Annotated in this window: 24 protein-coding genes, 2 tRNA genes and 1 rRNA gene; all 27 read left to right on the top strand. The window is 46.6% G+C overall.

The genetic code is table 11. From position 1 onward, the window contains the following. Position 1: 1 nt before the first annotated feature. The 27 genes from NYE68_RS00360 (at position 2) to NYE68_RS00490 (ending at position 24,155) form a co-directional block, all read left to right on the top strand. Positions 2 to 262, top strand: coding sequence for an RNA-binding S4 domain-containing protein (locus NYE68_RS00360; RefSeq protein WP_007409934.1), 261 nt, complete (start codon positions 2 to 4; stop codon positions 260 to 262). Between the two features lie 78 nt (positions 263 to 340). Continuing rightward, positions 341 to 643 (top strand): sporulation protein YabP, encoded by a 303-nt coding sequence (gene yabP / locus NYE68_RS00365; RefSeq protein ID WP_004264638.1) that lies wholly within the window; start codon positions 341 to 343, stop codon positions 641 to 643. Further along, positions 640 to 1,275 carry a spore cortex biosynthesis protein YabQ gene (yabQ, locus tag NYE68_RS00370; protein WP_324636176.1) on the top strand — a complete coding sequence of 212 codons (636 nt, stop codon included), beginning with the start codon at positions 640 to 642 and terminating at the stop codon, positions 1,273 to 1,275. The genes yabP and yabQ overlap by 4 nt, the downstream gene beginning before the upstream one ends. A gap of 17 nt (positions 1,276 to 1,292) precedes the next feature. Next, entirely contained in the window at positions 1,293 to 1,670 is a 378-nt protein-coding gene (gene divIC, locus NYE68_RS00375; protein WP_004264632.1) for a cell division protein DivIC, read from the top strand. Between the two features lie 80 nt (positions 1,671 to 1,750). Continuing rightward, positions 1,751 to 2,137, top strand: coding sequence for a S1 domain-containing RNA-binding protein (locus NYE68_RS00380; RefSeq protein WP_004264630.1), 387 nt, complete (start codon positions 1,751 to 1,753; stop codon positions 2,135 to 2,137). A gap of 158 nt (positions 2,138 to 2,295) precedes the next feature. Beyond that, a tRNA-Met gene (locus NYE68_RS00385) sits at positions 2,296 to 2,372 on the top strand. 9 nt (positions 2,373 to 2,381) lie between these two features. Further along, positions 2,382 to 2,453: transfer RNA gene (locus tag NYE68_RS00390), tRNA-Glu, on the top strand. Between the two features lie 209 nt (positions 2,454 to 2,662). After that, positions 2,663 to 5,152: a stage II sporulation protein E gene (spoIIE, locus tag NYE68_RS00395; protein ID WP_007409936.1), complete on the top strand. Its 2,490-nt coding sequence runs from the start codon at positions 2,663 to 2,665 to the stop codon at positions 5,150 to 5,152. 67 nt (positions 5,153 to 5,219) lie between these two features. Further along, positions 5,220 to 5,957 carry a VWA domain-containing protein gene (locus NYE68_RS00400; protein ID WP_004264624.1) on the top strand — a complete coding sequence of 246 codons (738 nt, stop codon included), beginning with the start codon at positions 5,220 to 5,222 and terminating at the stop codon, positions 5,955 to 5,957. Continuing rightward, positions 5,923 to 6,924: a serine/threonine-protein kinase gene (locus tag NYE68_RS00405; RefSeq protein WP_039253007.1), complete on the top strand. Its 1,002-nt coding sequence runs from the start codon at positions 5,923 to 5,925 to the stop codon at positions 6,922 to 6,924. Before NYE68_RS00400 ends, NYE68_RS00405 begins: the two co-directional genes overlap by 35 nt. A gap of 104 nt (positions 6,925 to 7,028) precedes the next feature. After that, a complete protein-coding gene (gene tilS, locus NYE68_RS00410; protein ID WP_015239029.1) occupies positions 7,029 to 8,447 on the top strand; it encodes a tRNA lysidine(34) synthetase TilS in 1,419 nt (472 codons plus the stop codon). Then, positions 8,444 to 8,983 (top strand): hypoxanthine phosphoribosyltransferase, encoded by a 540-nt coding sequence (gene hpt, locus NYE68_RS00415; RefSeq protein ID WP_004264611.1) that lies wholly within the window; start codon positions 8,444 to 8,446, stop codon positions 8,981 to 8,983. The genes tilS and hpt overlap by 4 nt, the downstream gene beginning before the upstream one ends. A gap of 97 nt (positions 8,984 to 9,080) precedes the next feature. After that, positions 9,081 to 11,000 carry an ATP-dependent zinc metalloprotease FtsH gene (gene ftsH / locus NYE68_RS00420; RefSeq protein ID WP_004264608.1) on the top strand — a complete coding sequence of 640 codons (1,920 nt, stop codon included), beginning with the start codon at positions 9,081 to 9,083 and terminating at the stop codon, positions 10,998 to 11,000. A gap of 148 nt (positions 11,001 to 11,148) precedes the next feature. Next, positions 11,149 to 11,925 carry a type III pantothenate kinase gene (locus NYE68_RS00425; RefSeq protein WP_007409940.1) on the top strand — a complete coding sequence of 259 codons (777 nt, stop codon included), beginning with the start codon at positions 11,149 to 11,151 and terminating at the stop codon, positions 11,923 to 11,925. A gap of 10 nt (positions 11,926 to 11,935) precedes the next feature. After that, on the top strand, positions 11,936 to 12,811 hold the full coding sequence (gene hslO, locus NYE68_RS00430; RefSeq protein ID WP_004264606.1) for an Hsp33 family molecular chaperone HslO: 876 nt from the start codon (positions 11,936 to 11,938) through the stop codon (positions 12,809 to 12,811). Between the two features lie 45 nt (positions 12,812 to 12,856). Continuing rightward, positions 12,857 to 13,747, top strand: coding sequence for a peptidyl-prolyl cis-trans isomerase (locus tag NYE68_RS00435; protein ID WP_033575241.1), 891 nt, complete (start codon positions 12,857 to 12,859; stop codon positions 13,745 to 13,747). Between the two features lie 75 nt (positions 13,748 to 13,822). Further along, a complete protein-coding gene (gene cysK / locus NYE68_RS00440; protein WP_039253001.1) occupies positions 13,823 to 14,749 on the top strand; it encodes a cysteine synthase A in 927 nt (308 codons plus the stop codon). A 167-nt stretch (positions 14,750 to 14,916) separates the two neighbouring features. Then, on the top strand, positions 14,917 to 16,329 hold the full coding sequence (gene pabB, locus NYE68_RS00445; RefSeq protein ID WP_025284092.1) for an aminodeoxychorismate synthase, component I: 1,413 nt from the start codon (positions 14,917 to 14,919) through the stop codon (positions 16,327 to 16,329). Positions 16,330 to 16,344: 15 nt separating this feature from the next. Continuing rightward, positions 16,345 to 16,932, top strand: a complete 588-nt coding sequence (gene pabA / locus NYE68_RS00450) for an aminodeoxychorismate/anthranilate synthase component II (protein ID WP_007409944.1) — start codon at positions 16,345 to 16,347, stop codon at positions 16,930 to 16,932. After that, positions 16,929 to 17,813 carry an aminodeoxychorismate lyase gene (gene pabC, locus NYE68_RS00455; protein ID WP_015416668.1) on the top strand — a complete coding sequence of 295 codons (885 nt, stop codon included), beginning with the start codon at positions 16,929 to 16,931 and terminating at the stop codon, positions 17,811 to 17,813. Before pabA ends, pabC begins: the two co-directional genes overlap by 4 nt. After that, on the top strand, positions 17,794 to 18,651 hold the full coding sequence (gene folP / locus NYE68_RS00460; protein WP_007409946.1) for a dihydropteroate synthase: 858 nt from the start codon (positions 17,794 to 17,796) through the stop codon (positions 18,649 to 18,651). The genes pabC and folP overlap by 20 nt, the downstream gene beginning before the upstream one ends. Further along, positions 18,644 to 19,006, top strand: coding sequence for a dihydroneopterin aldolase (folB, locus tag NYE68_RS00465; RefSeq protein WP_022552479.1), 363 nt, complete (start codon positions 18,644 to 18,646; stop codon positions 19,004 to 19,006). The genes folP and folB overlap by 8 nt, the downstream gene beginning before the upstream one ends. Then, the gene (folK, locus tag NYE68_RS00470; protein WP_007409947.1) at positions 19,003 to 19,506 is read left to right on the top strand and encodes a 2-amino-4-hydroxy-6-hydroxymethyldihydropteridine diphosphokinase; all 504 of its coding nucleotides are present in this window, start codon (positions 19,003 to 19,005) and stop codon (positions 19,504 to 19,506) included. The genes folB and folK overlap by 4 nt, the downstream gene beginning before the upstream one ends. Further along, a complete protein-coding gene (locus NYE68_RS00475; protein ID WP_003150668.1) occupies positions 19,458 to 19,667 on the top strand; it encodes a helix-turn-helix transcriptional regulator in 210 nt (69 codons plus the stop codon). Before folK ends, NYE68_RS00475 begins: the two co-directional genes overlap by 49 nt. Before the next feature lie 21 nt (positions 19,668 to 19,688). Next, positions 19,689 to 20,690, top strand: a complete 1,002-nt coding sequence (dusB, locus tag NYE68_RS00480) for a tRNA dihydrouridine synthase DusB (RefSeq protein WP_007409948.1) — start codon at positions 19,689 to 19,691, stop codon at positions 20,688 to 20,690. An 89-nt stretch (positions 20,691 to 20,779) separates the two neighbouring features. Continuing rightward, positions 20,780 to 22,279 carry a lysine--tRNA ligase gene (gene lysS, locus NYE68_RS00485; RefSeq protein ID WP_039252990.1) on the top strand — a complete coding sequence of 500 codons (1,500 nt, stop codon included), beginning with the start codon at positions 20,780 to 20,782 and terminating at the stop codon, positions 22,277 to 22,279. Between the two features lie 326 nt (positions 22,280 to 22,605). Next, positions 22,606 to 24,155: ribosomal RNA gene (locus NYE68_RS00490) — 16S ribosomal RNA — on the top strand. The last annotated feature ends 31 nt before the right edge of the window (positions 24,156 to 24,186 follow it).

The raw sequence follows: 24,186 nt of genomic DNA on the forward strand, positions 1-24,186 counted from the left end.
TATGAGACTTGATAAGTTTTTAAAAGTATCCAGATTAATTAAACGCCGCACATTGGCGAAAGAGGTCGCCGACCAGGGGAGAATCACCGTTAACGGGAATCAGGCGAAAGCCAGCTCAGACGTAAAAGCCGGTGATGAACTGACGGTCCGCTTCGGCCAGAAGCTTGTCACCGTGAAGGTAAACGAATTGAAAGAAACAACGAAAAAAGAAGAAGCCGCGGGCATGTATACAATCGTCAAGGAAGAAAAACTCGGCGAATAGGCTTGTTCTAAACAAGGCTCCCGCCTCATACAATGCAGTAATAATGCTAAAAGTATCGAGGATATGGGGGCTGAATAGATGAATTCATATTATGAGCAAAAAGGTTCTTCTTCTGTTCCGGAACAGCATGATGTAACGATGAAAGGGAGAAAGCATTTAGACATTTCGGGCGTCAAGCATGTAGAAAGTTTTGACAACGAAGAGTTTTTGCTGGAAACGGTTATGGGAATGCTTTCCGTCAGAGGCGAGAACCTGCAGATGAAAAATCTTGATGTGGAAAAAGGGATTGTATCTATAAAAGGCAGGGTGTTCGACCTTGTATATTTAGACGAGCAGCAAGGGGATAAAGCTAAAGGGTTTTTTAGCAAGTTGTTTAAATGACGCTGACCACCCAATTTTATACGATGCTGGCAATGACCGGTATGGGCGCCTGGCTCGGAGCGTCGCTTGATACATACAGGCTGTTTGTCAGCCGCGCCAAAACGGCCAGATGGCTGTTATTCATTCATGACATTCTCTTTTGGATTGTACAAGGTCTGCTGTTTTTCTATGTGCTGCTCAACGTGAATGAAGGGGAACTCAGGTTATACATTTTCTTGGCTGTCTTACTGGGGATTGCGACGTACCAAAGCCTGTTTAAACGAATGTATATAAAAATACTGAAATTTGCCATTCATCTTGCGGTGTCTCTTTACCAATTCGCAAAAAAGCTCATTCAGCACGTGCTGTTCCGTCCGGTGCTTCTGCTCTTTAAGCTGCTCATCGGGCTGATCACGTTTGTTTCTTTATACTCCTATCGGGTGAGTGCCTTTTTTGCGAAGTGTCTTTTTAAGATCGTAACGTTTTTGCTGTATCCGCTGTTTTTCCTGTTGAAACAATTATTGAAACTTCTTCCTGAAAAGTGGCGTCTTACTTTCAAACGATATTTTCAAAAAAGTGCAGGATTTTTACAAAAGAGCAAGAAACTAATCATAACAATCAGATCGACCATGATACGTATTTTGAAAAGGTGAAAGGAGGACCGTCTGGTTTGAATCTATCTAGAGAACGTACAATAACTGAAATCCAAAACGACTATAAAGAGCAGGTTGAACGGCAATCCCAGCTTATGAAAAGAAGGCGGAAAGGGCTTTTCAGACGGTTGATCGTATTCGGCGCCCTTGTGTTGTTGACGGCTATTGTCTTAGCGGGTTCTCTGTGGTCACAGACCTCTTCCCTTAGCGCAAACGAAGAAAAGAAAGCTCAGCTGGAAAAACAAGTGAAAGAATTGAACGCGAAACAGGCTGATTTAAAAGATGAAATTTCCAAATTAAAGGATGAGGATTACGTCACAGAGCTTGCCAGAAGAGACTTGTTTATGTCAGGAAATGGTGAGATACTCTTCAATGTAGAAAAGAAGAGCAAGTAGCCTTGTTGACACTTAAATTTTTATTTAGGTATAATTAAACAAACGATCTTTTTATAAGCCTAAGGAGGAGCACTTTTTTTATGTCGATTGAAGTTGGCAGCAAGTTGCAAGGGAAAATAACAGGTATTACAAATTTCGGAGCATTTGTTGAATTGCCTGGAGGCTCAACCGGTCTCGTTCATATCAGTGAGGTAGCCGATAATTATGTTAAAGACATTAACGAGCATTTAAAAGTCGGCGATCAAGTTGAAGTGAAAGTCATCAACGTTGAAAAAGACGGGAAAATTGGTTTATCAATTAAAAAAGCTAAAGACCGTCCGCAAGCCAGACCTAGAAATGATTTCCGTCCGAAAGAATCTTTTGAACAGAAAATGAACAAGTTTCTTAAAGATAGCGAAGACCGCTTATCATCTTTAAAACGAAACACGGAATCAAAACGTGGAGGGCGCGGAGCAAGAAGAGGATAACTTGCTGCTTTCTATAAATACATGGAGCATCCGTCTATCCCAGCGGGTGCTTTTTTTGTATGCGTCATTATAGTCAGAAAATTAAAACTTCAAAGTTTCTGTTGACGGAATGAAGAAACCTTTGTATTATATAACTTGTGCTTATAAGCATCTTATATGGCGGTGTAGCTCAGCTGGCTAGAGCGTACGGTTCATACCCGTGAGGTCGGGGGTTCGATCCCCTCCGCCGCTACCATATATATCTGGCCCGTTGGTCAAGCGGTTAAGACACCGCCCTTTCACGGCGGTAACACGGGTTCGAATCCCGTACGGGTCATCAAGCGAATCGGCTTCTGTTGCAGAAGCCGATTTTTTCATATTTAGACAACTTTTTGAGAAATGTCGGAGGAAATACGAAAGGAAAGGGGAACAAGGGAGAAAGCGTCGAAGAGTTCTTTGGAATTGTTACCTTCTTTTGACAAAATCCTATCTGGGCTTTCATTTATAATGACAAGCAACGAATAAAACAGGTGGGGGATGAGAGCAATGGAAAAAGCGGAAAGAAGAGTGAACGGGCCGATGGCGGGACAAGCTCTGGAAAAACTGCAATCGTTTTTTGAAAAGGCGGCAAAGCTTACAGTCCATCAAGCGCATTCACTTTTTTTCTATAAGGGTTTCATTTATGTTGTGATCGGTTTTTTACTTGGACGGGCTTTCATATTATCTGAGGTTCTTCCGTTTGCGCTGCCGTTTTTCGGAGCGATGCTTTTGATCAGAAGAGATAAAGCCTTCTATGCTTGTCTGTCTTTACTTGCGGGCGCTTTAACCATTTCGCCGAAACACTCTTTATTGATTCTCACAGCTTTGGCCGTCTTCACTCTATTTTCAAAAATCGGTACATATATCGTGCAGGACCGGGTGAAGATGCTGCCGATCGTGGTGTTTTTCTCTATGGCTGCGGCGAGAATCGGATTTGTTTATTTTGAGAGCGGCGCTTTTACCACCTATGATTATGTGATGGCTGTTGTCGAGGCGGGCCTGGCCTTTATTTTGACGCTGATCTTTTTGCAAAGCCTGCCGATCTTCACGATTAAAAAAGTGAAGCAATCGTTAAAAATAGAAGAAATCATCTGTTTTATGATCTTGATCGCATCCGTTTTAACCGGGCTTGCGGGTGTTTCATTTCAGGGAATGCAGGCTGAACATATCCTGGCCCGCTATGTCGTGCTGAGTTTTTCCTTTGTCGGCGGGGCAAGCATCGGCTGTACGGTCGGTGTGGTGACCGGACTGATCCTCGGGCTTGCGAATATCGGGAATCTCTATCAAATGAGTCTGCTTGCGTTTTCCGGGCTTCTTGGCGGGCTGCTGAAAGAAGGAAAGAAAGCCGGAGCCGCAGTCGGATTAGTGATCGGCTCACTGCTGATTTCATTATATGGAGAAGGGTCTGCCGGATTAATGACCACTCTTTATGAATCTTTGATTGCCGTTGTTTTGTTTTTGATTACGCCCCAATCGATTACGAAAAAGGTGGCGCGATACATACCGGGCACTGCTGAGCACAGTCAGGAACAGCAGCAGTACGCGAGGAAAATCAGAGATGTCACCGCCCAGAAAGTAGACCAGTTCTCCAATGTGTTTCATGCCTTGTCGGAGAGCTTCGCCACCTTTCATCAGACGTCTTCCGATGAGCAGGCGGAAGAAGGGGAAGTGGATCTCTTTTTAAGCAAAATCACCGAGCATTCCTGCCAATCCTGCTATAAGAAAAGTAAATGCTGGGTTCAAAACTTTGATAAAACATATGACTTAATGAAACAAGTTATGCATGAAACAGAAGAAAAACAGTATGCCTCAAACCGCAGATTAAAAAAGGAGTTTCAACAGCACTGTTCCAAATCCAGACAGGTGGAAGAGCTGATTGAGGACGAACTTGCCCACCATCATGCCCATCTGACACTGAAGAGAAAAGTTCAGGACAGCAGAAGGCTTGTTGCCGAGCAGCTGTTGGGGGTTTCTGAGGTCATGGCGGACTTTTCTCGGGAAATAAAACGGGAGAGGGAGCAGCATTTTATTCAGGAAGAACAAATGATAGAGGCGCTTCAGCATTTCGGAATCGAGATTCAGCATGTCGAGATATACAGCTTGGAGCAGGGCAATATTGATATCGAAATGACAATCCCGTTCAGCGGAGGACACGGCGAGAGTGAGAAAATTATCGCCCCGATGCTGTCTGACATTCTTGAGGAGCAGATACTTGTCAAAAGCGAACAGCACTCGACTCATCCGAATGGCTACAGCCATGTTGCGTTCGGTTCGACGAAGTCATACCGGGTATCGACAGGCGCGGCTCATGCGGCAAAAGGCGGCGGCCTTGTCTCCGGCGACAGCTACAGCATGATGGAACTGGGGGCGAGAAAATATGCGGCCGCGATCAGTGACGGCATGGGCAATGGGGCGAGGGCCCATTATGAGAGCAATGAAACGATTAAGCTGCTCGAAAAAATTCTCGAATCAGGTATTGATGAAAAAATAGCGATCAAAACGATCAACAGTATTCTGTCTTTACGGACGACAGACGAAATCTACTCAACTCTCGATCTTTCTATCATTGATCTTCAGGATGCAAGCTGCAAATTCTTGAAGGTCGGTTCAACGCCGAGTTTTATCAAGCGGGGAGATCAAGTCATGAAAGTGCAGGCCAGCAATCTGCCGATCGGCATCATCAATGAATTTGATGTGGAGGTTGTAAGTGAACAGTTAAAAGCGGGAGATCTGCTCGTCATGATGAGTGACGGTATTTTTGAAGGGCCGAAGCACGTTGAAAACCACGACCTGTGGATGAAGCGGAAAATGAAAGGGCTGAAAACCGAAGATCCGCAGGAAATCGCTGATATATTAATGGAAGAGGTCATCAGAACACGATCCGGCCAAATCGAAGACGATATGACAGTGGTTGTTGTCCGGATTGATCACAACACGCCGAAATGGGCTTCCATACCGGTGCCGGCGGTTTTCCAAAATAAAAAGGAGATTTCTTAATCCATTCGTATAAATCACTTTCCTTCTGGCGAAGATGGGACTAATCGTATCACCGGGAGGAATGTATGTGAATAAGGGACATTTAAATCAAGTTCTGCTGATTACAGATGGCTGCTCCAATCATGGTGAAGACCCGATCGCAATGGCGGCTTTCGCCAAGGAGCAGGGGATTACGGTGAATGTTATAGGAATTATGGAAGAAAACGCGATTGACCAAGAAGCAATGAAGGAAGTTGAAGGCATCGCCATGGCCGGAGGCGGCGTCCATCAAGTTGTGTATGCGTCACAATTGTCTCAGACGGTTCAAATGGTGACGAAAAAAGCAATGACCCAGACGCTGCAAGGTGTCGTCAATCAAGAGCTTAAACAAATCTTAGGGAAAAACGTTGAAATGGAAGAGCTTTCTCCTGAAAAACGCGGAGAAGTGATGGAAGTGGTTGATGAACTCGGCGAAACGGTTCATCTGCAAGTGCTTGTGCTGGTTGATACGAGTGCCAGTATGGCGCCGAAACTGCCGACGGTGAAAGAAGCGCTGATCGATCTTTCCATCAGTTTAAATTCCCGGGCCGGGCAAAATGAATTTGCAATGTGTATATTTCCCGGGAAAAGCCAGGAAGTTGAGCTTGTGCTGAATTGGACGCCGAAGCTTGAATCCCTTTCTGCACTCTTTGCGAAGCTGTCGACCGGCGGTATCACCCCTACGGGCCCCGCTATCCGGGAAGCGACGCAGCAGTTTGAGAGAATCCGCTCAAGAAGGAGCATGTTGGCAGATGATGAACGACGCTTTAACGAGTTTGGCATGTAGTCTGGCACCGGGGACGGCAATTCAGGGCAAATGGAACGGCAAATCCTACAGATTGCTCAAACAGCTTGGAAAAGGGGCTAACGGTATTGTATATCTGGCAGAAGCATCAGGCGGACAGGTCGCTTTGAAAATAAGCAGCGACAGCATGTCTGTTACCTCTGAAGTGAATGTCTTAAAATCCTTTTCAAAGGCCCGGTCGCAAACGATGGGGCCTTCTTTTTTTGATGCGGACGACGCGTTTATTCCGCAGCTGAATAAAAATGTCTCTTTTTACGTGATGGAGTACATAGAAGGGCCGCTTCTTCCGCAATATATCAGCAGTAAGGGAGCGGAGTGGATTCCGGTGCTGATGGTGCAGCTTCTTTCCAGCCTGTCAGTCCTTCATCAGCAAGGGTGGGTTTTTGGCGACCTCAAACCGGACAATCTCATTGTAACCGGACCACCGGCTGCCATTCGCTGCATTGATGTAGGGGGAACGACAAAACAGGGCCGCGCGATTAAAGAGTATACGGAGTTTTACGACAGGGGCTATTGGGGGTATGGAACAAGAAAAGCAGAACCATCCTATGACCTGTTTGCTGTCGCAATGATCATGATCCACTGTGTCCAGAAGAAAGAGTGCAAAAAGTCAGTACAGCCGAAAGAACAGCTTCGTTCTATCATTGAAGGCCACCCGTTTCTGAATAAGTATAAGAAGGTTCTGTTTTCTGCTTTAAACGGCCAATATCCGTCTGCGGAAGCCATGAAGCATGACATCCTGACGGCGGGGCAGAGTGCCGGGAGCAAAAGGAAAGCCGCCGCCAAGCCTAAGCCGCCGCAATCAAAACCGCGGCAGGGCACTGTATCTCAAACGCGGTATAAACCTAAACAAAAACCCGCAAAGCACAATGGTTTGTTTGAAACAACACTTATTTTAATCAGCGTTCTCGCCCTTTATTTCGCTTACATCGTCTTTTTTCTCATCTAGTGTCGGCCGGACGCCTGCGCTCATGCTTCTTCTTTGCTTGGAGGGAATGAAAGTGATAGGATATGTATATCTTTAAAAAACCTGCTCATTGTGAGGGGGACATTGTGAAAAGCGTGGAAGATTTTTTCAAAACATATCATCTTCAGGCGGAGGGAGAAACGATTATTGCCGGGGTCTCCGGAGGCCCTGATTCAATGGCGCTTCTCAGTATGCTGAATAAGCACTTCGGGCATTCCTCCGTTATCATAGCGGCGCATGTCGACCATCAGTTCAGGGGTCCTGAATCTGAAGAAGATATGAAGTTTGTGCAGTCATATTGCGAAGCGGAACACATCCTCTGCGAAACGGTACAGATTGATGTTTCTGCATACGCAAAGAAGAATAAGCTGAACAAGCAGGCTGCCGCGCGTGATTGCAGATATCAGTTTTTCGAAGATCTGATGACAAAACACCAAGCGAAGTTTTTGGCGCTGGCTCATCACGGCGATGACCAGGTTGAGACAATGCTCATGAGGCTTGCGAAAGGTACGCTCGGGGCAGGGCTTGCGGGAATGCAGCCCGTCCGCGAATTTGCATCCGGCTGGCTGATCAGGCCTTTCCTCTATGCGGCAAAGGATGAAATCCTTGAATACTGCCGTCAAGAAGGGCTCAGCTACAGAACGGATGAGAGCAATGCAAAAGACGATTATACAAGAAACAGATTCAGAAAGACCGTGCTTCCTTTTTTAAAACATGAATCACCTGACGTTCATAAAATGTTTCAAAAGGTGAGTGAAGCACTGACAGAAGACGAACAATACCTGCAGTCATTAACGAAAGAACGAATGAATAAGGTTATTACAAGCAAGTCTGACACATCGGTTGAAGTCAATTCCTCTCAATTGCTTGCCCTTCCGATACCTTTACAAAGAAGAGGAGTTCAACTAATATTAAACTATCTTTATGAAAACGTTCCATCGTCGTTTTCCGCCCGCCACATACAGCAGTTTCTCGAATGGGCGGAAAATGGAAGCGCCTCGGGAGTGCTTGATTTTCCGAAAGGGCTGAAGGTGGTCAAATCATATCAGACATGTTTGTTTACATTTGAACAATGGCAATGTGAAAAAGTTCCCTTTGAGCTGCAGCTGCAAGGAGCGGAAGGCGAGACTGCTGTTCTCCCCAACGGCTTTATGATAGAGGTGGCCGATCAGGCTGACCCTCATATCAAAAATGGGAATGCTGTTTTTATGACAAGCAGAAACAAGGTGCAATTTCCTTTAACAATCCGGACGAGAAAAATCGGTGACCGGATCAAACTTAAAGGGATGAATGGCTCGAAAAAGGTGAAAGATATATTTATTGATCATAAACTGCCTCTGCGGGATCGGGACGAATGGCCGATTGTAACGGATGCGAGCGGTGAAATTATCTGGCTGCCTGGCTTGAAAAAATCCATCTTTGACGATCTTGTGATTTCAAACAGTGACCGCATTGTATTACAATATAGACAGCATGAAAAGTGTAGGGGGCAAGCATTAACATGAAACAGGATATCGAAAAAGTGCTGATCTCAGAAGATGAGATCCAGCAGAAAGTAAAACAGCTTGGAGAACAATTAACAAGCGAGTACAGCGACACGTTTCCGTTGGCAATCGGTGTGTTAAAGGGAGCGCTTCCTTTTATGGCTGATCTTATAAAGCATATTGATACATATTTGGAAATGGACTTCATGGATGTATCAAGCTACGGAAATTCCACGGTTTCTTCCGGAGAAGTCAAAATCATCAAAGATTTGGATACATCTGTAGAAGGCCGGGACATCTTAATCATTGAAGATATTATCGACAGTGGGTTAACCTTGAGCTATCTCGTAGAACTCTTCCGATATCGTAAAGCGAAATCAATTAAGATTGTTACCCTGTTGGATAAACCAAGCGGAAGAAAAGCGGACATTAAAGCAGACTTCGTAGGCTTTGAAGTTCCTGACGCGTTTGTTGTGGGTTACGGACTTGATTATGCCGAACGCTATCGCAATCTGCCTTACATCGGAGTATTAAAACCGGCGATTTATGAAAGCTGATCGGCTGCCTGCTTCCGAGATGGTTATCGGTTGTATTGGAATGATTTTCTATGGTACTATTGAACATAGTTGTGCTTACTGTGGGAGGAGGTAAGGAATGAATCGGGTCTTCCGTAATACCATTTTTTATTTACTTATTTTATTAGTAGTAATCGGGGTTGTGAGTTACTTCCAGACTTCAAACCCGAAAACAGAAAATATGTCGTACAGTACGTTTATCAAGAACCTTGATGAAGGGAAAGTTGATAGCGTATCGGTTCAGCCTGTCAGAGGTGTTTATGAGGTAAAAGGACAGCTGAAAAAATACGACAAAGACCAGTACTTTTTAACACATGTTCCTGAAGGAAAAGGAGCAGACCAGATATTTGACGCAATTAAAAAGACGGACGTAAAAGTTGATCCCGCACAGGAAACAAGCGGGTGGGTGACGTTCTTAACGACGATCATTCCGTTTGTCATCATCTTTATTCTGTTTTTCTTCCTGCTCAATCAGGCTCAGGGCGGCGGCAGCCGTGTCATGAACTTCGGAAAGAGCAAAGCGAAGCTGTATACGGAAGAAAAGAAACGCGTGAAGTTTAAAGATGTAGCCGGCGCGGATGAGGAGAAGCAGGAGCTTGTTGAGGTTGTTGAGTTTCTGAAAGATCCTCGCAAATTCGCCGAGCTTGGCGCCAGAATCCCTAAAGGCGTGCTGTTGGTCGGACCTCCGGGAACCGGTAAGACGCTGCTTGCGAGAGCCTCAGCCGGTGAAGCGGGCGTTCCTTTCTTCAGCATCAGCGGATCTGACTTCGTTGAAATGTTTGTCGGTGTCGGTGCGTCCCGTGTGCGTGATTTATTCGAAAATGCGAAAAAGAATGCGCCTTGTCTGATCTTCATTGATGAGATCGACGCGGTGGGACGTCAGCGCGGCGCAGGTCTTGGCGGCGGGCATGATGAACGCGAACAGACGCTGAACCAGCTGCTTGTTGAGATGGACGGTTTCAGTGCGAATGAAGGAATCATTATTATCGCTGCGACAAACCGTGCGGACATTCTTGACCCTGCATTGCTCCGTCCGGGACGTTTTGACCGTCAGATTACGGTAGACCGTCCGGATGTCATCGGCCGTGAAGCCGTATTACAGGTGCATGCGAGAAACAAACCGCTTGATGAAACGGTGAACTTAAAAGCAATCGCTTCAAGAACACCCGGTTTCTCAGGCGCAGATTTAGAAAACCTTCTTAACGAAGCGGCACTCGTTGCTGCCCGTCAAAACAAGAAGAAAATTGATATGCGCGACATTGATGAAGCAACGGACCGTGTCATTGCGGGTCCTGCGAAGAAGAGCCGCGTCATATCGAAAAAAGAACGCAATATCGTGGCGTACCACGAGGGCGGTCACACCGTTATCGGACTTGTGCTGGATGAAGCCGATATGGTTCATAAAGTAACGATCGTTCCGAGGGGGCAGGCTGGCGGATACGCGGTCATGCTTCCGAGAGAAGACCGTTACTTCCAGACAAAACCTGAACTTCTCGATAAAATTGTCGGTCTTCTGGGCGGACGCGTTGCCGAGGAAATTATCTTCGGTGAAGTCAGCACGGGCGCTCACAATGACTTCCAGCGGGCAACGAACATTGCCAGAAGAATGGTGACAGAGTTCGGTATGTCAGAAAAACTCGGACCGCTTCAGTTCGGTCAATCTCAAGGCGGTCAAGTATTCCTGGGCCGGGATTTCAACAACGAGCAAAACTACAGTGATCAGATCGCTTACGAAATCGATCAGGAAATTCAGCGCATCATTAAAGAATGTTATGAGCGTGCGAAAACCATCCTGACTGAAAATCGCGATAAGCTTGAATTGATTGCTCAGACATTGCTTGATGTGGAAACATTAGATGCGGAACAAATCAAGCATCTCGTGGATCACGGAAAACTCCCTGAGCGCAATTTCTCAGATGACCATCTTCAAAAAGACGATGTGAAAGTAAACATCCTGTCTAAAACAGAAGACGAAAAGAAAGACGAGCCGAAAGAATAGTTCGCTTTCTGATATGAAAACCGCCGGCATATACCGGCGGTTTTTTTACTGGTTTCGTTTTGTTTACAAAAGAGCCGCAGATCGTGTATGGTATTGTAGAATGTTGAAAATGTTATGATTAGAAACTATTCAAAAGTGGTGATAGAGGTTGTTACTGGTTATAGATGTGGGGAACACCAACACCGTGATTGGTGTATATCATGATGGGGAATTAGAATATCATTGGCGCATAGAAACGAGCAGGCACAAAACAGAAGACGAATTCGGCATGCTGCTCCGCTCCTTATTTGAACATTCCGGACTCATGTTTGAACAGATTGAAGGGATTATCATCTCATCCGTGGTGCCGCCGATTATGTTTTCTTTAGAAAGAATGTGCACAAAATACTTTCACATCGAGCCGCAAGTTGTCGGCCCGGGAATGAAAACAGGTTTAAATATAAAGTATGACAATCCGAAAGAAGTGGGAGCTGACAGGATCGTCAATGCCGTTGCGGCGATCCAGCAGTATGGAGGCCCCTTAATTGTTGTGGATTTCGGAACGGCGACGACGTATTGCTACATTGATGAAAACAAACAATACATGGGCGGCGCGATTGCTCCCGGCATTACGATTTCGACGGAAGCGCTGTACTCACGTGCGGCGAAGCTTCCAAGAATTGAAATTGCCCGTCCGGACAATATCATCGGCAAAAACACGGTAAGCGCTATGCAGTCCGGCATCCTTTTCGGCTATGTCGGACAAGTTGAAGGCATTGTAAAGCGGATGAAATGGCAGGCAACACAGGAACCGAAAGTCATTGCGACAGGCGGGCTTGCGTCATTAATCGCAAACGAATCAGACTGTATTGATATTGTTGACCCGTTTCTCACTCTGAAAGGGCTGGAAATCATTTATGAGCGAAATCGCGTGGGTCACGTATAGGAGGTAAACGATGGATTATTTAATTAAAGCAATTGCATATGACGGTAAAGTGCGGGCTTATGCAGCCAGAACGACAGATATGGTTAATGAAGCGCAAAGAAGGCATGACACGTGGCCGACGGCATCAGCCGCAATCGGCCGGACGATGACAGCTTCTCTGATGCTCGGAGCGATGCTTAAGGGTGAAGATAAGCTGACAGTCAAAATAGAAGGCGGTGGCCCGATCGGAGCCATTGTCGCAGATGCGAACGCAAAGGGTGAGGTAAGAGCATACGTATCAAACCCGCACGTTCATTTTGATCTCAATGAACAAGGGAAACTGGATGTCAGACGGGCGGTCGGAACTGACGGAACACTCAGTGTCGTAAAAGATTTGGGCTTGCGTGATTATTTTACGGGACAAGTAGAGATTGTCTCGGGTGAACTCGGTGATGACTTCACGTATTACCTTGTTTCTTCTGAACAAGTCCCTTCATCTGTCGGCGTAGGTGTTCTAGTAAATCCTGATAACACGATTCTCGCTGCGGGCGGATTCATCATTCAGCTTCTTCCGGGGACTGATGAAGAAACCATTTCAACAATTGAAAAGCAATTATCTCAAATCGAACCGATTTCAAAATTGATTCAAAAAGGCCTGACACCGGAAGAAATCTTAGAAGAAGTTCTGGGTCAAAAACCGGACGTTCTCGAAACAATGCCGGTCAAATTTCACTGTTCTTGTTCAAAAGATCGATTCGAAACGGCCATTTTAGGACTAGGCAAAAAAGAAATACAAGATATGATAGAAGAAGACGGAAAAGCCGAAGCGGTTTGCCATTTTTGTAATGAGAAATATTTATTTACAAAAGAAGAACTGGAAGAGCTTCGTGACGAAACAACCCGCTAGCTCTTTAGCGGGTTGTTCTATTTTATAAAAGGGATGGGGTAGATTTTGAAATCGAGAACACTTTTGACGATTATTGTAGCGGCGCTGTTAGTATGCAGTGTGACAGTGGCGTATAAGTTAACAAAATCCCAAGCCGCGGGGTCATCTGAAGAATCCATCGCGACAATCGGTGATAAACATATCACACGGCAAGACTGGATGAAAAAGATGGAAGACCAGTACGGAAAATCAACTCTGGAAGACATGATTAATGCGGAAGTAGTGGAAGAGCTTGCGAAAAAGAATAAACTTACAGTTTCAAACAGCGAATTGGAGCGGGAATTTCTTTTAATCAAAGCGGTAGATAATTCATTTTATGAAGACAGCCATATTACCGAAAAAGAATGGAGAGACCAGATCCGCTACAACATTCTTCTTGAAGAACTGCTGACGAAGGACATCGATATATCGGATAAGGAAATGCAATCATTTTATAATAAAAATAAAGAATTGTACCATTTCGATGATTCCTACAGAATCCGGCACATTGTCGTCAAAAACAAAGATGAGGCGGACAGGGTGCTTGCTGATTTGAAAGGCGGTTCCAGCTTTGAAGCCGTCGCCGCTGAACGTTCCACGGACAGATATACGTCTCAGTATGGCGGAGACCTCGGCTTTGTGACAGAAAACCAGGAAAATATCCCGCAGGCATATATCACAGAAGCTAAAAGTCTTAAAGAAGATGAATGGTCCGCTGAACCGATTAAAGTTTCTTCAGGATACGCCGTCATTCAGCTGAAAGAAAAGCTTAAATCGAGAACTTTCTCATATAATGAAGTGAAGAGCCAAATCAGACGCCAGATCGCGATGGATCAATTAGGTGACAAGGCGACAGTCAAAACGCTGTGGAAAGAGGCGGGGGTCTCTTGGTTCTACGGGGAAAAAAGAACTAAATGATTGACAAAAAATTTTGAAATTGATAACTTATATTTATAATACCAATAAATTTAGTCGGAAATTGAGGTGTCCAACATGGTGCGTATTGCAAATTCTATTACTGAACTAATCGGAAATACTCCTATTGTGAAATTGAATCGCCTGACGGATGAAAACAGTGCAGATGTATATCTGAAGCTTGAATACATGAATCCGGGCAGCAGCGTAAAAGACCGTATCGGAGTGGCGATGATTGAAGCGGCTGAAAAAGAAGGAAAATTAAAAGCCGGCGACACAATCATTGAACCGACAAGCGGAAATACAGGAATCGGTCTTGCGATGGTGGCAGCGGCTAAAGGTCTCAGAGCCATTCTCGTTATGCCTGATACGATGAGTATGGAACGACGCAATCTGCTGCGCGCATACGGAGCGGAGCTTGTGCTGACTCCCGGCGCAGAAGGAATGAAGGGCGCCATTAAAAAGGCGGAAGAACTTGCCGAGGAACACGGATACTTTGTGCCTCAGCAATTCAACAATGCGGCAAACCCGGAAATTCACCGCCAAACGACGGGGAAAGAAATCGTAGAACAGTTTGGTGACGACCAGCTTGATGCGTTCGTGGCCGGAATCGGTACCGGCGGAACCATCACGGGAGCGGGCGAAGTGCTGAAAGAATCATATCCATCCATCAAAATCTATGCGGTAGAGCCGGCGGATTCTCCAGTTCTTTCCGGCGGAAAACCGGGCCCGCATAAAATTCAGGGTATCGGAGCGGGATTTGTCCCTGAAACATTGAATACGGACATCTATGATCAGATCATTCCCGTCAAAAACGAGGATGCATTTGAATATGCCCGTAAAACGGCAAAAGAAGAAGGGATTCTCGGCGGCATTTCTTCCGGAGCAGCCATTTACGCGGCACTGGAAATCGCGAAAAAATTGGGGAAAGGCAAGAAAGTGCTTGCGATCATCCCTAGTAACGGGGAACGTTACTTAAGCACACCGCTTTATCAGTTTGAATAGAGACATACACACGGCTCCCGGCTGTATCCGGGAGTTTTTTTGTGCCTGAAGCATCGGAAATCCAAAAAACGTTTCGAATTTTATGGTTGGAAGTGAAATTCACTTTTTTCACCAGTGTGATTGCTTTAAAATAAAACTACAGTAAAACGAAGCAGAGGATTGATATGATGGCACAACGCAGACCGGCAGGAAGAAAAATACCTTTTACGAAACAAGCATTTTTACAGCGATATGAAAACCTTTCGAAATCGAGAAAACGGCATGTTCTGCTCGAAAGCGCGAGAGGGGGAAGATTCAGTATAGCCGGTCTAGATCCGATTGCGTCCGTCAGAGGGAAAGACGGAATTACAACGATCAAGCATGAGGGGGAAACACTGTTTAAAGAAGGTGACCCGCTGCGGGCCTTTCATGAATGGTTTGGAACGCTCGGAACGGAAACAAACGTTGAGTTTCCGGACTTTCAGGGCGGTGCGATTGGTTTTATCAGTTACGACTACGCCCGATATATTGAGAATTTTAAGATGCTGTCGTTAGATGATCTGGAAACACCTGATATTTACTTTCTTGTTTTTGATGATGTGGCCGTTTATGACCATGAGGAAGAGGCGTTATGGCTCATTACCCATACTGAAGCGGAAGAAGCGGATCTTGCGGAAGAAAAGCTGTCCCGCTTAGAGGACATGTGGTGTTCCCTCCAAACGGCGGACGAGCCTTTTTCACCGCTGAATCGGAATGGGGACGGATCGTACGCCGCTCCGTTCACTGAAGAAGGATTTTCGCAGGCTGTAGAACAAATTAAACAATATATCGCGAGCGGCGATGTGTTCCAGGTTAATTTGTCCATCAGGCAGTCTCAGTCCTTATCCGTTCATCCGTATGAGGTGTATAAACACTTGAGAAACGTCAATCCGTCTCCTTACATGGCCTATCTCGAGACACCGGGGTTTCAAGTGATATGCGGGTCGCCGGAGCTATTGGTGACAAAGAAGGGGAAGAAGCTTGAAACGAGACCGATCGCGGGTACGCGTTCAAGAGGAAAAGACGATGCTGAAGACAAGGCTTTGGCTGATGAATTAATTCACAACGAAAAAGAACGTGCGGAACACGTCATGCTTGTTGATCTTGAACGCAATGACCTCGGGCGCGTATCGCGCTACGGCTCCGTGCGGGTTAACGAATTTATGGCGATCGAAAAGTATTCCCACGTCATGCATATCGTGTCAAACGTACAGGGAGAGCTGCAGGACGGATATGACGCGACAGACATTATTCATGCGGTGTTCCCGGGGGGCACCATCACGGGAGCGCCCAAAGTGAGAACGATGGAAATTATAGAAGAGCTTGAGCCGACAAGACGGGGGCTTTATACTGGATCTATAGGCTGGTTCGGATTCAACGGAGATTTGCAGTTTAACATTGTGATCCGGACGATCTATGCAGCCGGCGGACATGCTTTCATGCAGTCCGGAGCAGGAGTAGTCATTGATTCGGTTCCGAAGCATGAATACAAGGAATCGTTCAAAAAAGCTTTTGCGATGAAAAAGGCGTTAGAGCTGAGCGAAGAAGAGACAAAAAATTAGACGAGGTGAGCAGAGATGATTTTAATGATTGACAATTATGATTCATTTACGTACAACTTGGTTCAATATTTGGGTGAACTCGGGGAGGAACTGATCGTCAGACGGAATGACGAGATTACGATTGAGCAGATTGAAGAGCTGGGTCCGGACTTCTTAATGATTTCACCCGGGCCGTGCAGTCCTGATGAAGCGGGGATCAGCCTCGAAGCGATCAAACATTTTGCCGGCAGTATTCCTATTTTCGGCGTATGTCTCGGGCATCAGTCGATTGCGCAAGTATTCGGCGGCGACGTCGTCAGAGCGGAGCGGCTCATGCACGGCAAAACGTCAGAAGTTATGCATGACGGACAGACGATTTTTAAAGGCCTGCAAAATCCGCTGGTCGCCACCCGGTATCATTCACTTATTGTCAAAGCGGACACGCTGCCGGATTGTTTTACGGTATCCGCTCAAACCAAAGAAGGAGAAATTATGGCAATCCGCCATAATGAGCTGCCTGTTGAAGGTGTTCAGTTCCATCCGGAATCCATCATGACCTCCTTCGGCAAAGAGATGCTCAGAAACTTTATAGAGACACACCGCAAAAAGGAAGTGACGGTGTGATTATATATTTGAATGGTCAATATATAGAGGAGAAAGAAGCGGCGCTTTCTCCTTTTGACCATGGTTATCTGTACGGGATCGGCGCGTTCGAGACGTTCAGGCTTTACAGCGGCCGGCCGTTTCTGCCGGATGCGCATGTCGCCAGGCTCAACAGGGCGCTTCGGGATCTGCAGATTGCATATGAGGTGAACAAACAGGAGCTGCTTGATATGCTTCGGAGACTGTTGCTCCTCAATGACATCAAGGACGGCAGCGCGCGTGTCCGGCTTAACATCTCGGCAGGCGTCAGCGATAAGGGATTTGCCGCGCAGACTTATGAAAAGCCGACCGTCCTTTGTTTCGTCAACCGGCTCAATCCGGAAACTCTGCCTGTTCAAAAAGAAGGCAGGCTTCTCTCTATCAGGAGAAATACGCCTGAAGGAACTTTTCGGTTAAAATCCCATCACTATTTAAACAACATGTATGCTAAACGGGAGATCGGGAATGATCCCAATCTTGAAGGCATTTTCCTGACCGGAGAAGGAGATGTCGCGGAAGGCATTGTCTCCAACGTGTTTTGGCGAAAAGGAGACAAGGTCTTTACGCCATCCTTGGATACGGGAATTCTCGATGGTGTAACGAGACAGTTTGTCATTGATGAATTGAAACGGCAGGGGACAGAAGTCACCGAAGGCCGATTCCGTTTTCAATCAATGCTTGAAGCGGATGAAGCATGGTTGACAAACTCCGTGCTTGAAATCATCCCGTTTTCTAAAATAGAGGAAGTGCCGCTGCCCGGAGTGAGCGGAAAAACGGTGCAATTGCTCCGTAAGCAGTATCAGCAGGAAATAAACAAAATGAATGTACAGGAGGAGGAACAAAATGGCGCAGCAAACAATTGAACAGCCTAAACTGATTCATACAAAAAAAGGCGCTCTGTCCTATAAAGAGAAGACACTCGTTATGGGGATATTAAATGTAACGCCAGACTCCTTCTCTGACGGCGGTAAATACGACAGTACGGAAAGGGCGCTTCTGCATGCGGCGAAGATGGCTGAAGAAGGGGCGCATATCATAGATATCGGCGGCGAATCGACAAGACCCGGCGCATCACTCGTGTCGGCTGATGAGGAAATGTCACGAGTCATCCCAGTCATAGAGCGGATCACAAGCGAGCTGGACATTCCGCTTTCAATCGATACGTACAAAGCGTCCGTGGCAGACGAAGCGGTCAAAGCGGGAGCCTCTATCCTTAATGACATCTGGGGGGCGAAAGGTGATCCTGACATGGCGTCAGTAGCCGCCGCACACGGGGTTCCGATTATCTTAATGCATAACCGCATGGAAAGAAACTACAACGATCTTATTCCTGATATGCTTGCAGACTTGATGGAAAGCGTAAAAATTGCCGCGGAAGCCGGCGTCACAGATGAAAACATGATTCTGGATCCGGGGATCGGCTTTGCGAAAAACTATGAGGACAATCTGGCTGTCATGAACAAGCTGGAGGTGTTCAGCGGGTTAGGTTATCCGCTGCTCCTGGCGACATCGAGAAAAAGGTTCATCGGCCGTGTGCTTGACCTTCCTCCTGAAGAACGTGCCGAGGGGACGGGAGCGACAGTATGCCTTGGCGTCCAAAAAGGCTGCGACATTGTGAGGGTGCACGATGTCAAAGAGATCGCAAGAATGACGAAGATGATGGATGCTATGTTGAACAAAGGAGGCGTGCATTATGGATAAAGTATATGTGGAAGGTATGGAGTTTTACGGATATCACGGCGTGTTCGAAGAAGAAAACAAACTCGGCCAGCGCTTCAAAGTAGACCTGACTGCCGAACTGGATTTGAGCAAAGCGGGAAAAACGGATGACCTCTCTTATACCATTAACTATGCGGAATTGTACAGTGTCTGCCGCGGCATTGTTGAGGGCGAGCCCGTTAATTTGGTCGAGACCCTTGCGGAACGGATCGCAGACACCGTCCTTAAGAAATTTGAGCCGGTGCAGCAATGTACGGTAAAGGTTGTTAAGCCTGACCCGCCGATTCCCGGCCATTATAAATCAGTGGCCATAGAAATGACGAGAAAGAAATCATGAACAATACGGCATATATCGGCCTCGGCTCCAATATGGGCGACCGTGAACATTATTTGCGTCAGGCAGTGGCCATGCTCAGCCGGCATCATGGCGTGACGGTGTCAAAGGTGTCCTCCATATATGAAACAGATCCCGTGGGCTATGAGGATCAAGATCAGTTTCTCAATATGGCGGTTGAAGTGAAAACGTCGTTATCTCCTTTTGAACTTCTTGATGTAACGCAGAGCATTGAAGCTGAATTAGGCAGAACGAGAGAGATTCGCTGGGGACCGCGGACGGCAGACCTTGACATTTTGCTGTATAATCGTGAAAATATTGAAACAGAGCGGCTGATTGTTCCGCATCCGAGAATGTATGAGCGCTTATTTGTCCTTGCGCCCTTAAAAGAAATATGTCCGCAGGCGGATCATATCACGATAAGCGCTGAAACAAACCAAGAAGGTGTAAGAGTATGGAAGCAGAAATCTGGGGTAGGCGAATTCGTGCATTCAGAAAGCTGAAAGGTTATACTCAAGAAGGATTTGCAAAAGCATTAGGTATATCAGTTTCTATTGTCGGTGAAATTGAACGCGGAAACCGATTGCCGTCAGATGCCATCATTCAAGATGCGGCAGATGTTTTAAATATAAGTGCGGACGAATTGGCCCCGCCTGAAAAATAGACAAACGAAAGGAGGAGAAAAATGTTTAAAATCGGTGATATTCAATTGAAAAACCGGGTTGTGCTTGCCCCTATGGCCGGTGTCTGCAACTCAGCGTTCAGATTGACTGTAAAGGAATTCGGAGCCGGATTGGTATGCGCTGAAATGGTCAGTGACAAAGCGATTCTTTACAACAACGCAAGAACAATGGGGATGCTTTACATTGATGAACGTGAAAAACCGCTCAGTCTTCAGATTTTTGGAGGAAAAAAGGAAACCCTTGTGGAAGCGGCGAAGTTTGTAGATCAAAACACGACTGCTGATATTATTGATATTAACATGGGATGTCCCGTACCCAAGATTACAAAATGTGACGCGGGCGCCAAATGGCTTCTCGATCCCGATAAGATTTATGAAATGGTATCCGCAGTAGTAGATGCTGTTGATAAGCCGGTTACAGTGAAGATGAGAATGGGCTGGGATGAAGAGCACATTTATGCGGTGAAAAATGCCCAAGCCGTTGAACGTGCCGGCGGAAAAGCCGTTGCCCTGCACGGCCGCACAAGAGTGCAAATGTATGAAGGCACTGCGAACTGGGATATCATTAAAGAAGTGAAGCAATCCGTCTCCATTCCCGTCATCGGAAACGGTGATGTCAAAACGCCTCAGGACGCGAAACGCATGCTTGAGGAAACAGGAGTTGACGGCGTCATGATCGGCCGGGCCGCACTCGGCAACCCGTGGATGATTTACCGTACGGTGCACTACCTTGAAACCGGCGAGTTAAAAGACGAACCGAAAGTCCGTGAAAAAATGTCGGTATGCAAACTGCACTTAGACCGCCTGATTAAGTTAAAAGGCGAAAATGTGGCAGTCAGAGAAATGAGAAAACACGCTGCCTGGTATCTGAAAGGTGTCAGAGGCAATGCGAATGTACGCAACGAAATTAACCAATGTGAGACGCGTGAAGAAGTTGTGCAGCTTTTAGATGCATTTACCGCCGAAGCAGAGGCAAAAGAGCTTCAAGATGCAAAAGTAGGTTAATATACACCCTCTATTGCTGCTCACTGCCAGCTTACCGCTGGCAGTTTTTCTGCTTTTTCGTGAAATCAAAATGTAACGGAGTGATACCAATGAGTCAAGAAGAGCAAAATCATGAGGAATTGAACGACCAGCTGCAAGTCAGACGAGATAAAATGAACCAGCTGAGAGAAAACGGCATTGACCCTTTCGGCGAACGTTTCGAGAGAACGCATCAATCTCAACAGATCATTGACGCCTACCAGGAGCTTTCTAAAGAAGAACTGGAAGAAAAAGCGATCGAAGTGACCATTGCAGGCCGTATGATGACAAAGCGCGGAAAAGGGAAAGCCGGCTTTGCGCATCTGCAGGACTTAGAAGGTCAAATTCAAATTTACGTAAGAAAAGACAGTGTCGGCGAACAACAATATGAAATCTTTAAATCTTCAGACCTCGGAGACGTTATCGGCATCACGGGGAAAGTTTTCAAAACAAACGTAGGCGAGCTTTCTGTCAAAGCGACATCTTTTGAACTGCTGACAAAAGCACTGCGTCCTCTTCCTGATAAATATCATGGGTTAAAAGACGTTGAACAGCGTTACCGCCAGCGCTATCTCGATCTCATCGTAAACCCTGACAGCAAACAAACGTTTATCACACGCAGCAAAATCATCCAAGCGATGAGAAGATACTTAGATGACCATGGATACTTAGAAGTTGAAACACCTACGATGCACAGCATACCGGGAGGAGCGTCTGCGCGCCCGTTCATCACGCACCATAATGCGCTCGACATGCCTCTTTATATGCGTATTGCGATTGAACTGCACCTGAAACGCCTGATTGTCGGCGGATTGGAAAAAGTCTACGAAATCGGCCGCGTGTTCCGTAATGAAGGTGTTTCTACACGCCATAACCCTGAATTCACGATGATCGAGCTGTATGAAGCGTACGCCGATTATAAAGATATTATGAGCCTTACGGAAAATCTCGTTGCACATATTGCGCAGGAAGTGCTTGGAAGCACCACAATCCAGTACGGCGAAGAGCAGATTGATCTGAAACCTGAGTGGAAACGACTCCACATGGTAGATGCGGTCAAAGAAGCGACAGGTGTAGATTTCTGGAATGAGATGACTGTTGAAGAAGCGCGCGGTCATGCAAAAGAGCATGGTATCGAGATCACAAACTCAATGACGGTGGGGCATATCATCAATGAATTCTTCGAACAAAAAATTGAAGAAACACTCATTCAGCCTACATTTATTTACGGCCACCCTGTAGAGATTTCTCCTCTTGCTAAGAAAAATCCGGAGGACCCTCGCTTTACAGACCGTTTTGAGCTGTTTATCGTCGGCCGTGAGCACGCTAATGCGTTTACGGAGCTGAATGACCCTATTGACCAGAGGGAACGCTTTGAAGCGCAGTTAAAAGAAAGAGAAGAAGGAAACGATGAAGCGCATATGATGGATGAAGACTTCGTTGAAGCTCTTGAATACGGCATGCCGCCGACCGGGGGATTGGGTATCGGTATCGACCGCCTTGTCATGCTGTTAACAAATGCTCCGTCTATCAGAGACGTTTTATTATTCCCTCAAATGAGACAACGCTAATAAAAGGGAAGGCGCCGTTTCTGCTTATCGCAGTACGGCGCTTTTTTAGAAACAAGCCGCTCGTAAAACTTTTTTGATTTTCTTTTAAAAAACTATTGCACTATTATTTGTGAGGTGGTATATTATTATTCGTTGCCGCTAAACAAGGCGCTGACGAAAAAAGAAATTTAAAAAGTTGTTGACTTCAAGAGATTGATAAGATATAATAATAAAGTCGCTTGAACGAAAGACAAAATGATCTTTGAAAACTAAACAAGACAAAACGTACCTGTTAATTCAAAGTTTTAAATAAATCGCACAGCGATGTGCGTAGTCAGTCAAACACTTTATCGGAGAGTTTGATCCTGGCTCAGGACGAACGCTGGCGGCGTGCCTAATACATGCAAGTCGAGCGGACAGATGGGAGCTTGCTCCCTGATGTTAGCGGCGGACGGGTGAGTAACACGTGGGTAACCTGCCTGTAAGACTGGGATAACTCCGGGAAACCGGGGCTAATACCGGATGGTTGTTTGAACCGCATGGTTCAGACATAAAAGGTGGCTTCGGCTACCACTTACAGATGGACCCGCGGCGCATTAGCTAGTTGGTGAGGTAACGGCTCACCAAGGCGACGATGCGTAGCCGACCTGAGAGGGTGATCGGCCACACTGGGACTGAGACACGGCCCAGACTCCTACGGGAGGCAGCAGTAGGGAATCTTCCGCAATGGACGAAAGTCTGACGGAGCAACGCCGCGTGAGTGATGAAGGTTTTCGGATCGTAAAGCTCTGTTGTTAGGGAAGAACAAGTGCCGTTCAAATAGGGCGGCACCTTGACGGTACCTAACCAGAAAGCCACGGCTAACTACGTGCCAGCAGCCGCGGTAATACGTAGGTGGCAAGCGTTGTCCGGAATTATTGGGCGTAAAGGGCTCGCAGGCGGTTTCTTAAGTCTGATGTGAAAGCCCCCGGCTCAACCGGGGAGGGTCATTGGAAACTGGGGAACTTGAGTGCAGAAGAGGAGAGTGGAATTCCACGTGTAGCGGTGAAATGCGTAGAGATGTGGAGGAACACCAGTGGCGAAGGCGACTCTCTGGTCTGTAACTGACGCTGAGGAGCGAAAGCGTGGGGAGCGAACAGGATTAGATACCCTGGTAGTCCACGCCGTAAACGATGAGTGCTAAGTGTTAGGGGGTTTCCGCCCCTTAGTGCTGCAGCTAACGCATTAAGCACTCCGCCTGGGGAGTACGGTCGCAAGACTGAAACTCAAAGGAATTGACGGGGGCCCGCACAAGCGGTGGAGCATGTGGTTTAATTCGAAGCAACGCGAAGAACCTTACCAGGTCTTGACATCCTCTGACAATCCTAGAGATAGGACGTCCCCTTCGGGGGCAGAGTGACAGGTGGTGCATGGTTGTCGTCAGCTCGTGTCGTGAGATGTTGGGTTAAGTCCCGCAACGAGCGCAACCCTTGATCTTAGTTGCCAGCATTCAGTTGGGCACTCTAAGGTGACTGCCGGTGACAAACCGGAGGAAGGTGGGGATGACGTCAAATCATCATGCCCCTTATGACCTGGGCTACACACGTGCTACAATGGACAGAACAAAGGGCAGCGAAACCGCGAGGTTAAGCCAATCCCACAAATCTGTTCTCAGTTCGGATCGCAGTCTGCAACTCGACTGCGTGAAGCTGGAATCGCTAGTAATCGCGGATCAGCATGCCGCGGTGAATACGTTCCCGGGCCTTGTACACACCGCCCGTCACACCACGAGAGTTTGTAACACCCGAAGTCGGTGAGGTAACCTTTATGGAGCCAGCCGCCGAAGGTGGGACAGATGATTGGGGTGAAGTCGTAACAAGGTAGCCGTATCGGAAGGTGCGGCTGGATCACCTCCTTTCTAAGGATTTTAACGGAATATAAGACCTTGG

This window comes from Bacillus sp. FSL R5-0447 (assembly GCF_038606125.1).
Lineage (GTDB): Bacteria > Bacillota > Bacilli > Bacillales > Bacillaceae > Bacillus > Bacillus velezensis.

Coding starts and splice junctions, on each gene's coding strand:
- NYE68_RS00475 (WP_003150668.1), top strand. CDS start 19,458: ATGGAAGCAGAAATCTGGGGTAGGCGAATTCGTGCATTCAGAAAGCTG.
- hpt (WP_004264611.1), top strand. CDS start 8,444: ATGAAACAGGATATCGAAAAAGTGCTGATCTCAGAAGATGAGATCCAG.
- yabP (WP_004264638.1), top strand. CDS start 341: ATGAATTCATATTATGAGCAAAAAGGTTCTTCTTCTGTTCCGGAACAG.
- yabQ (WP_324636176.1), top strand. CDS start 640: ATGACGCTGACCACCCAATTTTATACGATGCTGGCAATGACCGGTATG.
- dusB (WP_007409948.1), top strand. CDS start 19,689: ATGTTTAAAATCGGTGATATTCAATTGAAAAACCGGGTTGTGCTTGCC.
- hslO (WP_004264606.1), top strand. CDS start 11,936: ATGGATTATTTAATTAAAGCAATTGCATATGACGGTAAAGTGCGGGCT.
- folK (WP_007409947.1), top strand. CDS start 19,003: ATGAACAATACGGCATATATCGGCCTCGGCTCCAATATGGGCGACCGT.
- ftsH (WP_004264608.1), top strand. CDS start 9,081: ATGAATCGGGTCTTCCGTAATACCATTTTTTATTTACTTATTTTATTA.
- folB (WP_022552479.1), top strand. CDS start 18,644: ATGGATAAAGTATATGTGGAAGGTATGGAGTTTTACGGATATCACGGC.
- NYE68_RS00360 (WP_007409934.1), top strand. CDS start 2: ATGAGACTTGATAAGTTTTTAAAAGTATCCAGATTAATTAAACGCCGC.
- NYE68_RS00380 (WP_004264630.1), top strand. CDS start 1,751: ATGTCGATTGAAGTTGGCAGCAAGTTGCAAGGGAAAATAACAGGTATT.
- NYE68_RS00405 (WP_039253007.1), top strand. CDS start 5,923: ATGATGAACGACGCTTTAACGAGTTTGGCATGTAGTCTGGCACCGGGG.
- lysS (WP_039252990.1), top strand. CDS start 20,780: ATGAGTCAAGAAGAGCAAAATCATGAGGAATTGAACGACCAGCTGCAA.
- cysK (WP_039253001.1), top strand. CDS start 13,823: ATGGTGCGTATTGCAAATTCTATTACTGAACTAATCGGAAATACTCCT.
- pabA (WP_007409944.1), top strand. CDS start 16,345: ATGATTTTAATGATTGACAATTATGATTCATTTACGTACAACTTGGTT.
- spoIIE (WP_007409936.1), top strand. CDS start 2,663: ATGGAAAAAGCGGAAAGAAGAGTGAACGGGCCGATGGCGGGACAAGCT.
- pabB (WP_025284092.1), top strand. CDS start 14,917: ATGGCACAACGCAGACCGGCAGGAAGAAAAATACCTTTTACGAAACAA.
- folP (WP_007409946.1), top strand. CDS start 17,794: ATGGCGCAGCAAACAATTGAACAGCCTAAACTGATTCATACAAAAAAA.